This window comes from Burkholderia sp. MSMB1459WGS (assembly GCF_001534535.1).
Lineage (GTDB): Bacteria > Pseudomonadota > Gammaproteobacteria > Burkholderiales > Burkholderiaceae > Burkholderia.
This window is the reverse complement of sequence record NZ_LPMU01000052.1, coordinates 123602-137458: the sequence shown is the minus strand read 5'-3', so window position 1 is coordinate 137458 and position 13857 is coordinate 123602. Positions and strand designations below refer to the sequence as shown.

The following is a 13857-nucleotide window of genomic DNA, read 5'->3' as shown; positions in this document are numbered from 1 at the left end:
TCACGCGGCCAGCGCCGCACCATACGCGCGCACGAGGCGCGCGACGCCTTCCCGGATCGCGTCGACGTCCGGCGCGGCGAACGACAGGCGCAGCGACGCTGCGTCGACGTTGTCCGCGAAGAACGCCTTGCCGGGCACGAACACGATCTTGTTGGCGATCGCCTGCTGCAGCAGCACGTCCGACGGCACCGCGCCGAGCCGCGCCCACACGAACATCCCGCCTTCGGGACGATGGAATTCGATTGCATCGCCGAAACCGTCGCGCAATGCGTCGCACATCGCGTCGCATTTGCGCCGGTACGCGGCCGTGATGCGCGGCAGATGGCGTTCGAGCGCGCCGTCGGCCAGGTATTCGGCGGCGCTCGCCTGCGTCCACGGCGTACTGCACAGATCGACCGTCTGCTTCGCGATCACGCAGCGCCGCGCGATTTCGGCCGGCGCGATCGTCCAGCCCACGCGCAACCCCGGCGCGACGATCTTCGACAGGCTCGCGAAATGCACGATCCAGTCGCGCGCGCCGTCCACTTCGCCGGCCAGCGCGAGCATCGACGGCACGGCTTCGCCGGCGAACCGCAGGTCGCCGTACGGATCGTCCTCGACGATCAGGAAGCGGTATTGCACCGCGAGGCGCAACAGCTTCAGCCGGCGTTCGCGCGTGAGCGTCGCACCCGTCGGATTCGCGAAGGTCGGAACCGTGTAGAGCAGCTTCGGCTGCGCGATCGCGCCGGACGCGAGTTGTTCGCCGAGACGATCGACGTCGAGCCCTTCGCCGTCGACGGGGATCGTCACGATGCGCGCCTGTTGCAAACGCGTCGCCTGCAGCGTGGCCGGGTATGCCGGTTGTTCGGTCAGCACGACGTCGCCGGGCGACACCATCACGCGCAGCAGCAGGTCGAGGCCTTGCTGCGAACCGGTCGTGACGAGCAGTTCGGCCGACGTGCAGCCGACGCCGCGACGCGCCATCAGCGCGATCAGTTGCTGCTTCAGTTCGGCGAGGCCGTCGGTCGGGCCGTATTGCAGGCAGCGAACGGGCTGCGCGTATGCGCGTTCGGCGGCCGCATTCAGGCCGTCGACGTCGAACAGGTCGCTGGCCGGGTAACCGCCCGCGAACGAAATCATGCCCGGTTCGGACAGGTACTTGAACAACTCGCGGATCGGCGAGCCGGCGGGGTTTTGGAATGAGGGCGTGAACGCGTACATGTCGTCGTGAGCGGGTGGGCACGGCCGGCCGGGATAGCCGTCGCGTGCCGGCCGCCAAGGCGCTTCTGGCGCCGCGGCGGTGAATTCGAGCCACGATTGTCGATAGTCATTAAGGGCTCGGCAAACGATATCTATGCACTACGTCTTGCGGTTTGGTCATCAAATGGGGGAACGGGCGTGAGCGCGATGCGGGGGTCGGACATTGCCGACGGTCACGCAACGCGCCGATCACGCATTCCCGCGCATGTCCTGCATCGCGGCTTCCGCCGCCTGGATGCCGGAAAACATGGCCGTGGGTACGCCATACCCCGGGAACGTCGTCTGTCCTCCGAGATAGAGGCCACGCAGGCCTGCCCGATGCGGAAAGAACTTGTCGGGCGCCGTACCCGGGGCCATGCCGTACAGCGCGCCTTCGTACAAATGCCGTTCGCTCGCGAAATCCCGCGGATCCGCCACGCGGACGCTTTCGATGCACAGGCCGGGAAGATGCGCCTGTATCGCGCTGAGATAGTCGTCGACCGCCGCCTGCGTCATCGCGCGCGTCCATTCCGATACGGAGTGGATACCTGTCGCCGGCGCATACAGTTCCAGCACCGCCTTGCCGTTTGGCGCAAGCTCCGGCAACACCAGCGACGGACAGGTATAGGCGAGCCAATGCGGTACGCCCGGAGTCGATACATGCAGCGCCGCTTGTTGCCGCATCGAGGGCACACGATTGGTCATGAACGCGCGTGGCAGCATGGCGCCCGAGCAACCGACCTGAATCGAAATCGCCCGATGCGACAGTGGCGCCGTGCGAGCCTTGTGCGCGAGCCGCCTTGGCACCGCGCCGTCGGGCAACAAGTGCCGAACCACGTCGAAACCCGAACAGGTCGCCACGACGCAATCGGTCGCAATGCGCTCGCCGTCAGCCAGCACGATGCCGCGGACCGCCCCCTTCTCCACGACGATTTCGCGTACAGGGGCGCCGAACCGGATCGGCACCGAGCGCCTGGACAACTCGCGCGTCATCGCGGAGTTGATGACGCCCATGCCTGCACGCGGCAGATGGAATCCCTCCTCCAGCATGGCAATCAGGCCGACGATCTGCGTCGCCGGAAGGCGGTCGGGGCCTTGCCCGGTGTAGAGCAGGGTCGAGGCAACCGCCGACTGCAGGTCTGCATCGGCAAAGTGCGCTTCGATCAGACGGCTCGCATGCCCGCTCGTGCGGGGCAGGTAACGCCATAGTTTGCTCAACGTCCGTAGTAGCGAAGGCTCGTGCGGCAACACTTCATCGACCAGCGTGCGGTAAGCGGGCCCCCACTGTTGCCGGAGCCTGCCGAGGCCGTCACGCAGTTGCCGTGTCCTCGAATCCGCGCGATCGCCTTCCACATACGACGTGCCCGCACCGGACAGATGAATGGTCGTTCCATTGTCCAGGTGCGTGACGTGCGGGCGCTCGATGGCCACCATCGGCACCTCGCGATCGAAGTCGAGACCGAGGCGCCGGAAAGACGCGCGAATCAGCGACGGCACCGCGACATACATCGCGCCGTTGTTGAAGGTGAAGCCGTTCTTCGTCGTGGTGGAACAGCAGCCGCCTGCTTCGTCCGATGCTTCCACGATGACGACAGGCTTGTCACCGCGCGCCAGCATCAGCGCAGCGGCCAGGCCGGCCAGCCCTGCACCGATGACGACGACCGGCTGCTTGTCATTGCCCGTCATACGATCCCTCACGCAACGATTCGCGCATGGCTGGAAACGTGTGATTGACGTGCCAGTTGCCGTCCTTCTGGATCAGCCGAACCGAATTGAGGCCCAGCGGATCGGGTGCAATCCCCCGCATGCGTGACCACATCTCGACCCAGACCGGCGTGCAGGTGACGGCGATCACGTAAGGATCGTCCGGCCCGTCGGGAAACCACGTGAACAGCGACTCTTTCCAGATACGTTGTTTCAACGCCGTGTCGGCGGAAACCACCGGAACGGTTCCGAGCGTCACGTATCCACGGTCAGCCATGCTGAGGAAGGACAGGCTGATCGCGCTTCCCCGGCAAATCTCCAACGCTTTACGCGTTCTCGAATCGGTCATGAAACGAATCGTGAGGTCGCTTTCGATTTCCAGGATCTCGACGACTCTGGAGTTGATCTGACCGGAGGCGTCGTTCGAAGACACGAAACAGAGCGCGCAATGACTGACGATTTCATGGGCTTGTTGAAAGAGCTGGTCGGCATTCATGGTGATGTTGGACAGCGTTTCGTTTCGAGGAAACTTCTCTAAAACCGTGAAAATCCGGCAATCGGAAGTGCGCCGATGCTGCTTTCACGAAAGCGGTTTAGCGAATGACCATGCCTCGACGCCCACTTTCGCGGAATCAACGTATGTGACCGCATGCAGGCCCGCGCCAAGGGCGAACACAGCCACGAAAATCCAGCTCAAGCGCGTTCCGGCAAACAGCACGGGTTGCGCAATCGCCCTCAGCAACCAGAATCCGCTTCCCGCCAGCGCAAGCGGACCTCGGGTTCGCGTTTCAGCCAGGACGAGCGACACCGCATAGACAATGAACACGTAACTCAACATCACGTTGAGGGTCTGGGTGATGCCCCGATTGAGTCTCCCGCTTTTTTCGAGAGACCTTGGCCAGTCGAACCAGCGCCAGAAGGTCAAATGGAACAACGCGAAGCCAAAGTCATACATCGCGCTGAGCAAGGGCGATAGCGTGTGATGCATCAACGTCGCTCCAATGGCGGGTGTTGAACGTCGAAGGTTCCGCGTGACGTAGGCCTGTCATGGCTATCGACCGGCTATGCAGGAAACTTTCAATGCACTATGAGCAACTGTATACGTCGTGCATTATTTTGGCAACATGCGTCGGCGATGTTCTCTCGCGTTTCCATGCACGCCGTTTTGCCGGATGTGGCGCGGCCTCACGGTTCTTGCGGCCGTGACAGTGGTTGAAGAGGCCTATGGGTATGAGTTGCGGCACGCGGGCAGTGGCCGCGCGCGAATCCAGGATGGGGGCAGCCCCGCATCAACGCGATGACTGGCCCGGCAATGGGAATGTGCTCAGCGAAGCCAAATCGGAATCATGATCCCGCGAAAGCCGATCAGGTGTCCATGACCTGTTACAGCCTCTAGCAGCCGCCCGGATTTTATTTTTCAACGGCATTTCATGGCCAAATGCCGACAAACCGAGGGGCGGCCGCGGCCGCCCCGCAAGCGCCGATCACTCAGCCCGCCACACCCCGATTAGCCTCGATCACCGTCAAAGCAGCCATATTCACGATCCGCCGCACGGTCGCACTGGAAGTAAGAATGTTCACCGGCGCATTGACGCCGAGCAAGAACGGCCCCACCGCGACATTGCTCCCCGCTTCCGTCTTGAGCAGGTTGTACGCGATGTTGCCGGCATCCACATTCGGACAAACCAGCAAATTCGCCGCCCCCTTCAACGGCGACATCGGCAGCAGCTTCGCCCGCAGCCCTTCGTCGAGCGCACAGTCGCCATGCATCTCGCCATCCGCCTCGATATCCGGCGCCTGTTCCCGCACGATCTCCAGCGCCCGGCGCATCTTCACGCCCGAAGCCGCACTCCCCGACCCGAAATTCGACCGCGACAGCAGCGCCACCTTCGGCGTCAGATTCAGCCATTCCATCTGCCGCGCCGCCGCAATCGTGAATTCCGCGATCTGCTCCGCATCGGGGTTGTCGTTCACGTGCGTATCCACCAGCGCGACCGTCCGCTGATCGAGCAACAGGATGTTCATCGCCGCGTACGTCGACGCCCCCGGCTTCTTGCCGATCACTTCGTCCACGAACCGCAGGTGATTGTGATACTCGCCCACCGTCCCGCAGATCATCCCGTCCGCGTCGCCGAGCTGCACCATCATCGCGCCGATCAGCGTCAGGCGGCGGCGCATTTCCACGCGCGCCATTTCCTTCGAAATACCGTCGCGGCACCGCAGTTCCCAATACTTCGTCCAGTACTGCGGGAAGCGCTCGTCGTATTCCGGATTGGTCACTTCGACGTCCTGACCAAGCCGCAAGCGCAGGCCGAACCGCTCGATGCGCGCGAGCAGCACCTCCGGACGCCCGACCAGAATCGGCCGCGCAAGCTTCTCGTCGACGATGACCTGCACCGCACGCAGCACACGCTCGTCTTCGCCTTCGGTGAACACGATCCGCGCCTTGCCGCCGTCGCGCACGAGCTGACGCGCGGTCGCGAACAGCGGCTTCATGAACGCGCCCGAGTGATAGACGAATTGCTGCAACTGCTCGACATACGCATCGAGATTCGCGAGCGGACGCGTCGCCACGCCGCCTTCCATCGCCGCCTTCGCCACGGCCGGTGCGATCCGCACGATCAGGCGCGGGTCGAACGGCTTCGGAATCAGGTATTGCGCGCCGAACGATACGTCGTATGCACCGTAGGCCGCCGCGACGACTTCGTTCTGCTCTTCCTCGGCCAGCCCCGCGATCGCGTGCACCGCGGCGATCTCCATCTCGCGCGTGATCGTCGTCGCACCCACGTCCAGCGCGCCGCGGAAAATGTACGGGAAACACAGGACGTTGTTGACCTGGTTCGGGTAGTCCGAGCGGCCCGTCGCGATGACGACGTCGTCGCGCGTCTCATGTGCCAGTTCCGGGAAAATTTCCGGTGTCGGGTTGGCCAGTGCGAGAATCAGCGGGCGCGCCGCCATTTCCTTCAGCATCTCCGCCGTGAGAATGCCGCCCACCGACAGCCCCAGGAACACATCCGCGCCGCCGATCACGTCGGCGAGCTTGCGCGCATCGGTTTCCTGCGCGAAGCGCGACTTGGCCGGGTCCATCAGCGTGGTACGGCCGCGATAGACGACGCCTTCGATGTCGGTCACCCAGACGTTTTCCACCGGCAGCCCGAGGTCGACCAGCAGATCCAGGCACGCCAGCGCGGCCGCGCCGGCGCCCGACGTCACGACCTTCACTTCCTTGATCGACTTCCCGACGACCTTCAGCCCGTTGATGAACGCGGCGGAAACGGTAATGGCCGTGCCGTGCTGATCGTCATGGAAGACCGGAATCTTCATGCGTTCGCGCAGCTTCTGCTCGACGGTGAAGCATTCCGGCGCCTTGATGTCCTCGAGGTTGATGCCGCCGAACGTGGGCTCGAGGCCGGCAATGATGTCGACCAGCTTGTCCGGATCGGTCTCGTTGATCTCGATGTCGAACACGTCGATCCCGGCGAACTTCTTGAACAGGACGGCCTTGCCCTCCATCACCGGCTTCGACGCGAGCGGGCCGATGTTGCCGAGACCAAGCACGGCGGTGCCGTTCGTGATCACGCCGACGAGGTTGCCGCGGCTCGTGAAGCGGTGCGCCTGCAGCGGATCGGCGGCGATCGACTCGCACACGCTCGCCACGCCGGGCGTATAGGCCAGCGCCAGATCGCGCTGGGTCACCAGCGGCTTGCTCGCCACGACCGAGATTTTCCCGGCGGTCGGAAACTCGTGATAGTCGAACGCGGCCTGCTGCTGTGTCTCTGTCTGTTTCATGTTTGGGTCCCGGCGTGGGCGCCAGGCCAGTCCCGGCGCGATCCATGAAGGTGATTCTAGGGATCCGCCATAACGTGATGATTCTGTTTTAATATCGGTCCATCACTTTTTCCTGATGAATGCATGACCAGTCAATGAATTTTGATGCAAACGACGTGGTCAGGCGGCTCGGCGCTCGTCTGAAGATTCGGCATCTGGTGCTGTTGTTGCAGATCCAGCAGCACGGATCGCTGACGCGCGTCGCCGAGCACATGGCGAGCAGCCAGCCGGCCGTGACGAACGCGCTGTCCGAACTGGAGAGCATGTTCGGCACGCCGCTGTTCGAGCGCTCGTCGCGCGGCATGCGGCCCACCGCGCTCGGCGCGGTCGTGCTCGAACGGGCGAAGGCGATGATCAAGGATCTCGACCACCTCGCCCGCGAGATGGAGGCCGTCGCCGCCGGGCATGCGGCCCATCTGCACATCGGTGTGATTCCGTTCATCTCCGGCCAGATGCTGTCGGCCGCGCTGAAGCGGCTGCAGGCGCGCATGGAGCGGCGCCTGACCGTCACGATTCACGAAGGCACCAGCGATCAGTTGCTGCTGCAACTCCGGGATCACAGCGTCGACATCGTGATCGGGCGCGCGTCGTCGGCGATCGATCTCGGGCAGGTTTCGTTCGAAGTGCTGTATCAGCAGCAGCCGCGCATGATCGCGAGCCGGCGGCTGGCGGCGAAGCTCGCCCGCACGCCGCTGGACTGGCACAAGCTGCATGCGCTCGACTGGATTCTCGGCGCGCCGCATACGCCGATGCGCGAACAGGTGACCGACCTGTTCCTGTCGGCCGGCATCGCGCCGCCCGTGCCGATCGTCGAAAGCTACTCGTCGAAGCTGATCGGCGAAATGATCGCGTCGAGCGACGAGGCCGTGTCGATCGTGCCGGCCGACATCGCGGAAGAACTCGTGCGAATCGCCGGCGTGGCGATCGTGCCTTATTCGCTGGTATGGACGCTGCCGCCCATCGCGCTGTTCACGCGCGCCGCCGATTCGCAGTCGCCTGCGCGCGATCTGCTCGTCGACGCGCTGCGCGGGGTGTGCAAGGAGACGTACGGAGACGCGCAGCGATAGCCGCGTTACTTGCCCGCTGAAAGGCGACGCAGGATTTCCGCGCGCTCGGCGGCCAGCACGTGGTCCGAACCCTCGCCTCTGTCGTAGCGCTTGCTCGTGCGGTAAGAAAAGCGCTTCGCGTATTGATTGGCGGCAGGGTCGAACACCCATGCGTCGACTTCGAAGAAGTGCTTGTCGAAATGCACTTCGCCCTCTTGCCACTCGGCGTCCGCGCGGACAAACAGTGGATACGGCGACACCTCCGGCAAGTTCCACATCGCGCGATCGGCCATTTCCGTCTGCGTGACCTTCGGCATCAGGTTCTCGATCTTGCCGTCCGCGCCGACACGCAGCACGGCGACGCGCTCCAGCATCCCGCTGCCGCCGCCCGAGAACATCCCCGAGAAGAACACCCACGAGCCGCCGGACGCGATCGGCAACCGCTCGGACCGTGGATTCAGGCCGAACTGGTACAGCTCCTTCGAGGAATGGGGAAGCGGCGCCGGCGGCATCTCGAAGCACGGCGCACGGTCGGGCAGCACGCAGAGCTTCACGCCCGAGAGCGGAAGCCCGTCGCCGTTGAGCTTGCCTTCCGTCTGAGTGAAGCGCGGGAATGCAGTTTCGCGGGGCGCGGCTTGAACGCAGGCAATGCCGACGAGCGCAAGGCTTGCGATCGCCGCGAGCGTTTTACCGATCCCGCGCATCACCCCTCCGCCCGATGGCACACCGCCTCGATATTGTGTCCATCCGGACCGATGACGAACGCCGCGTAATAGTTCGCGTGATAATGCGGCCGCAGCCCGGGCGCGCCATTGTCTTTCCCGCCGGCCTCCAGCGCCGCGCGATGAAACGCATCGACTTGCTGCCGCGTGTCGGCCACGAACGCGATGTGGAGATGCGCCGGTTTCTCGTCGGTCGGGAACAAACACAGCGAAGACTTGCTGGGCAGTCCGATCTCGATCCCGTACGACGGCTCGCGTTCCCCGACGATTTCGGCACCCAGCGGTTCGAGCGCCTTGAGAAAAAACGCCTTGCTGGCGGCGTAGTCGCTGACGCCGAATTTGACGTGGTCAAACATGAGTTCTCCCCGATGGATGGATCAGTCGGCATGTTGATGCGATGTCGCGATGACCGCAACGGTGTCACATGCGGTGGTGGTCCGTTACCCGCTCAATCGACCCGTATGAGACGTTCTGAGCATCTGAAAGCGGACTGACAAAATTACTCCGACACCCGGATCAGTCGACAATGAAAAGTTTCGCCCCCGTCCGGGTGTAGGACTGATGTGGTTCCGCGTTGTCGCCAACCTGGTAGCTCATGCCCGCCGTCAAAACGAACTTCCGCCCGTCCTTGAGCGTCGTTTCCAGTTCGCCTTCCATACAGAAAAGAACATGCCCTTTCTGGCACCAGTGATCGGCGAGGTAGCCGGGCGTGTATTCCACCATCCGCACACGGATCCGATTCGGCTCTTCACCAAAGAACCGCGTGCGCCAATAAGCGACGCCGGTTTCTCCTCGATGTTCCGTTCGCTCGATTTCGGCCCCAGTTGGTCGTGCCAAAGGCAAACGCATCCATTTTCATACTGTCGCTTCCTGTATAGGTCGGGCTTTCGTGCCGGGGCCAATCCGCCGTCGCGATCATGCAATCCATTCGCATCCGATCGCCTTGGACATCAAACACTATTCCACAATTGCAAGTCGAGCATTCCGTGACGAATTCGGAGTGACCGATACATGCCCCTGATCTTGCGTCGTGACGCGGTAGCGCGGCAAGGTTCTGTCCGCGGCGGCAGTGGTCGGTGCCCGGGAGCGCAAACAGCGGGCACGGGCGATCTTCGCCGCCATCGCCGGCGCCCAGCTCATCGCGCGGAGCCGCGCCGATCTCTCGCTCTATGACGCGCTGATTGACAGTTATCGTAAAGCGGGCCTTTTGCCGGCGTAGCAGGGTAACGGGGGCGCGGCTTCAGATGAACGCGTGGTGTTCGATCGTGCGCCCCGACTGACGTGGATTCCGCCGCCGATGTTTGCTGCAGGACCGCCGCGATCACCGGCGGCCCGAATTGACAGGTTTTTCGTAAAGAGACCAGACAATACCGTCCGCTTTCAATCCGACGCGGACAAAGCCCAGCGACTCGTAGTAAGCGCAGAGCGTGATGTTTTCAGCGCCGCAGTCGAGTCGAAGCAAACGCCGGTTCAAGCGGCTCACCTCATGAGCGCACCAGTCGAGCATGAAGCTGCCGAGCCCGAGGCCGTTGAAACCCTGCCGCACACAGAGGCCGTGCACGTAGCCTGGAATCGGCGCTTGGGGCCCCCAGTGTCTGTCATCGTCGAAGTCGAGCGAGAACGTTCCGACCAGCGCGCCATCCTGTTCGACGACGTATACGGCTTTCTCGGCGACGTGGTTTCGTACCCACCCTTCGGAGAATCCGTCGCCCTCCTTGCCCCATACGTAGTCGCGGTGCGCGACCTTCTTGGCATGTGCATCGTTCCGGATCCGTGTCAGCACCGGAACATCGTCGACCGTCGCCTTGCGGACGCTTTTCGACACCATCGTTCGTTTCTCCGTCGGGTCTGGGCCGCCATCCCGCCACATCGCGCCACGCGTCGGTTATCGACGAGGCGGCACGACTGCACGCTCCATGAGTACTCAGCTTGATTGTCGCGCCGACGCGATGCCGGCAAGCCACTCGGGAAAACTCCCCGCGATACGCTCGCGCCGCGCATCATCATGCCAGACCCGAATCACTTGACCAGCGACGCCGCCTTCAGCGGGATCGAGGTCGACACACAAATGATTGCCGCTGCCGTCATGGGTGAACGGAATCCACTTCAGGTTGTACCAGTCGCCGGCGATGCCGGGATCCGGCTCCGATGTCATGCCGTCAAAATCGCCGCCGTCCACGAGACCTTTCCAGACGCGCCATTGCGCGAGGATCTCGTGCACGCTCAGCAGCGCATCGCTTCCGGAAAACGCATCGCCCAACGCTGCTTGGCCATTGTGAATGCGAAGACTGTCGATGAGAACGCCGGGCAGCTTCGTACCCAGCGCGACCTGCAAGGCATCGATATCATCCTCGGACGCCGGTCCGTTGAGTCCGCCCGGCAAGCGTGACGCATCGGCGGCGAATGCTGCGTCGATCCGCTGCCATGTTTCGCGAAGGTCGACGGTGCGTGCGCCGTCGGTAGCGCGGGCCGCCATGCGGGTGTCGGCCGTCGGCAACGCTTGTACGGCTCGCTCGGCGGATGTCGCCGTGACGTGGCGCGGCGGCTCGCTGGAAAGATCGCGATCGAGACGCAGGAACAGCACGGACGAACCTGTCGCCATCGGATAGTCCGCCGCCGGGATCGCGACGAGCACATCGGCACGGACGACACCACCGATCAATCCATCATCTTCGGACGGCAGCAGGCGAACGACCGGATTACCATCGACGTCGCGGTGCAGATTGCCCCATCGCATCGCGTTCAGTCGAGCATCGCGCTCGACGCTGTGGTCAATGATGCCGGCTTCCCAATGGGGCCCCGGTGTTGCGGCGTGCTCGAGCAAATCGAGCACGCGCGGCATGATCGCGTGCATCAGCATAGCGACCGCATTAGTGTGGCCCGGCAGGTTGATCAGCGTGGCCTGATCGTAGCTGGTCATGACCGTCATCCCGCTCTGCGTACCGTCCGGCCGCGTGAACGTGAGCGTGGTTTTCTTCGGCGGCGAGCGATCGTCGCTGCGTCCGAAGTTGAAACGATCCGCCGGTGTTTGCTGGATCTCGACGGTCGCGTCGTCGCGCGAATACACCGGTTGCGCATTCAGTCCGACATCCCGGAAGGGCGGCTTGGCAGGCAATCCGGCTCCGACGATCAGGTCATAACGTTGCGCGAGCTCGGCGAGCTTCTTCCTGAATGCGTACTCGTTCTGTTGCACCTCGAGCGGCGACAGCGCCATGTCCGGAGGCTCGATGTATTCGACCGAGTGGACTTCGTATCCCCAGCGCTGCAGTACCGCACGGATATACGGTCCGCTCGTGTCGGGCCGCTGCCAGCGTTCGCGAGCGATGCCGGGCGCGCGCTGTTCATATCCGACGATCACCACGCCGATGCGCGGCCGTTTGGTGACCTCGATATCGCGAACACCTGCCGCTATCAGCGCGATCTGCCGTTCGGCCGTTATCCGGCTGCCCTTGGGCAGGAGCAGGCTGCCTTGTCGATATTCGCTGCCGGGAGCGATGACGTGTTGTCCAGCCGATAGCGGCGCGTGCAGCAGCAGGAAAGACCGGGCGCCGCGATACGTAATTTCAAGGTCGCCTTTCGGGACGACGGTGTCGGCGTTTTCCGGCAGTGCGAAATACGGAGGAACATCGACCGCACACCGCGCGCCGATTGCGCGAGCCGCCGGACTGCCCGCTGGCGAAGCCAGTGCGCGTCGGCTGAACTCGAAATCGAGTTCGGCGGGCGCACTATGCGTCGCGTGTACGGTATCGGATGCGCGCACTGCATAGCCTTCGATCGCAGCGAGCGGAACGGGCGGGACATTCTCCCGTGCGAAAACATCGGCCGCCGTCACGCGCGTCAGCGCATCCTCCACCGCCACCGTCTCGGATTGCATCGCGCCCGGCACGACGCGTCGACAGCGTTCATAGGGCTGGTTGAGCCAGAAAGGGAAATTCTCGTGATCGCTCATGTGGTGAATGTTTTCATGCCGCGGTTTGGGGTCACCCGCGAACCGCGGCAACGGTATGGTTTTCCTTTTCCCCAGCGGCTCAACGTTTTGCGGCAGGCTGCTGAGATCCGACGTCGACGTAGAAATTCTCTTGGTCGAGCACGCGCTGGTTCAAATAGAAATTGCCGAGAAAAGCGCCCGCGCGCCGATTATCGCTGGCATCGATACGCTTGACCGATACTTCCGGGTCACTCGATGCACCCTGCTCGGTCGACGCAAACGGATACTCGTCGCAATCGCAATCGGTCGGCGTTTCGTCCGGATCGCCGGTGAACGTGCACTGACCGTTAACCGAGCCGTATTTCGCAACGCATTGCTTCTTGGATGCATCCCGATTATCGCGCCGAAGCGTTGCGTCGCGCGTGCGTGTCAGCGGCCGGGACTCCCAAGTATCGGGAAAAATCGTGCCGTCTCCCTTCGGCACGAACTTGCCGGGCCGCCCGGCCGCTTGCGCTTCGCGAATATGGATCGCCGATTCATCGACGTCGGGATTCGTGGCGACGATGGTACGGAGAACCGCCGGTGCGTCCGCGTAGACACATCCTTGCGAGTTGCTCTTGACGAGCGCGACGTCGCATCGAATGTCGGGAATATAACCCACACCCGCGTACGGACTCACGCTTGCTCCGTTCTCGAACGAGTCCCCCGACTTCGCGACCCGATACTCGAGGGTCGGACTGAACCTGAGCGGGTTATTAGCTCCCATGTTCGGCGTAACCATCACCGATATCTCGTTGGACAATCCGCCGAGGGCAAGCGGCACGCCGGCATTGGGCGCAACCGTGCAATCCGATCCGCATTCGACGACGGGCTTGATCATCAGACCGCCCGGATTGCCGGAAATGACGCGGGCGCGAAATCGGAACTTCAATGGCCACGCAAGCTGATTCGACGGATTGTCGGAATACGCGTAGGCCTCGATAGCCACTCGCCCGATTTCATTGTTTTGATTGTCCTTCGCGACATATTCGAGCGGGACCGTTTTCTGGCAATAACTGCTTCGACTCAATAGCGAGTCCCTGGTCGGTTCGGTCCGGACTGTCGTGCAAATGGGAGAAACATCCGTCGCACTTTCCGCATGAGCCGGCATCGCCGTCGCAAGCACAATCGCACCGGCAAAAAGCATTCGATGAATCACATCCCCTCCTGATTATTTCATTAATCGAAATGACCGATTTCACTGCAAGTCAATTTAAATTAACATTTAAACGAAATGCAACTGTCAATTTCGTCAGGAGGGTGTAAATTATCGACGCGACTAGATATTCATTGTTTTACTTTTATAAATATAATTACCCATAAAATCAAAAAAAACGAATTTTTCATGTCACGCCGACTAAATCGATCCCGT

11 protein-coding genes and 2 pseudogenes are annotated in these 13857 nt (G+C 62.6%); 2 read left to right on the top strand and 11 right to left on the bottom strand.

Annotated features, from left to right (window positions below):
- The 5 genes from WT97_RS20170 to WT97_RS20150 all read right to left on the bottom strand — a co-directional run bounded on the left by WT97_RS20170 (nt 1) and on the right by WT97_RS20150 (nt 6711).
- Complete coding sequence (locus WT97_RS20170) at nt 1-1200, bottom strand: PLP-dependent aminotransferase family protein (protein WP_060354233.1); 1200 nt, start codon at nt 1198-1200, stop codon at nt 1-3.
- Nucleotides 1201-1428: 228 nt separating this feature from the next.
- Nucleotides 1429-2904 carry an NAD(P)/FAD-dependent oxidoreductase gene (locus WT97_RS20165; RefSeq protein WP_059794846.1) on the bottom strand — a complete coding sequence of 492 codons (1476 nt, stop codon included), beginning with the start codon at nt 2902-2904 and terminating at the stop codon, nt 1429-1431.
- Nucleotides 2891-3418, bottom strand: coding sequence for a pyridoxamine 5'-phosphate oxidase family protein (locus WT97_RS20160; RefSeq protein ID WP_059794849.1), 528 nt, complete (start codon nt 3416-3418; stop codon nt 2891-2893). The genes WT97_RS20165 and WT97_RS20160 overlap by 14 nt, the downstream gene beginning before the upstream one ends.
- An 84-nt stretch (nt 3419-3502) precedes the next feature.
- On the bottom strand, nt 3503-3910 hold the full coding sequence (locus tag WT97_RS20155) for a hypothetical protein (RefSeq protein WP_059794851.1): 408 nt from the start codon (nt 3908-3910) through the stop codon (nt 3503-3505).
- A 500-nt stretch (nt 3911-4410) separates the two neighbouring features.
- Nucleotides 4411-6711, bottom strand: a complete 2301-nt coding sequence (locus tag WT97_RS20150; RefSeq protein ID WP_060354232.1) for an NADP-dependent malic enzyme — start codon at nt 6709-6711, stop codon at nt 4411-4413.
- 134 nt (nt 6712-6845) lie between these two features.
- Here WT97_RS20150 and WT97_RS20145 point away from each other — a divergent pair, with 134 nt between their 5' ends.
- Nucleotides 6846-7817: a LysR substrate-binding domain-containing protein gene (locus tag WT97_RS20145; protein ID WP_060354231.1), complete on the top strand. Its 972-nt coding sequence runs from the start codon at nt 6846-6848 to the stop codon at nt 7815-7817.
- A 5-nt stretch (nt 7818-7822) separates the two neighbouring features.
- Here WT97_RS20145 and WT97_RS20140 read toward each other — a convergent pair whose 3' ends face one another.
- From WT97_RS20140 to WT97_RS20130, 3 genes and pseudogenes are all read right to left on the bottom strand, one after another.
- Nucleotides 7823-8500 (bottom strand): hypothetical protein, encoded by a 678-nt coding sequence (locus tag WT97_RS20140; protein ID WP_059794860.1) that lies wholly within the window; start codon nt 8498-8500, stop codon nt 7823-7825.
- Nucleotides 8500-8874, bottom strand: a complete 375-nt coding sequence (locus WT97_RS20135; RefSeq protein WP_060354230.1) for a VOC family protein — start codon at nt 8872-8874, stop codon at nt 8500-8502. The genes WT97_RS20140 and WT97_RS20135 overlap by 1 nt, the downstream gene beginning before the upstream one ends.
- A 160-nt stretch (nt 8875-9034) precedes the next feature.
- A pseudogene (locus WT97_RS20130) lies at nt 9035-9377 on the bottom strand (DHCW motif cupin fold protein).
- 189 nt (nt 9378-9566) lie between these two features.
- On the opposite strand from WT97_RS20130, the pseudogene WT97_RS34975 reads away from it, so the two are divergent.
- Nucleotides 9567-9737: pseudogene (locus WT97_RS34975) on the top strand (TetR/AcrR family transcriptional regulator); the annotation flags it as partial.
- 102 nt (nt 9738-9839) lie between these two features.
- On the opposite strand, the gene WT97_RS20125 reads toward WT97_RS34975, so the two are convergent.
- The 3 genes from WT97_RS20125 to WT97_RS20115 form a co-directional block, all read right to left on the bottom strand.
- Nucleotides 9840-10346 (bottom strand): GNAT family N-acetyltransferase, encoded by a 507-nt coding sequence (locus WT97_RS20125; protein WP_060354229.1) that lies wholly within the window; start codon nt 10344-10346, stop codon nt 9840-9842.
- A 96-nt stretch (nt 10347-10442) separates the two neighbouring features.
- Complete coding sequence (locus WT97_RS20120; RefSeq protein ID WP_059794868.1) at nt 10443-12467, bottom strand: SMI1/KNR4 family protein; 2025 nt, start codon at nt 12465-12467, stop codon at nt 10443-10445.
- A gap of 79 nt (nt 12468-12546) precedes the next feature.
- Nucleotides 12547-13644, bottom strand: coding sequence for a NucA/NucB deoxyribonuclease domain-containing protein (locus WT97_RS20115; protein ID WP_257128536.1), 1098 nt, complete (start codon nt 13642-13644; stop codon nt 12547-12549).
- Nucleotides 13645-13857 lie beyond the last annotated feature (213 nt).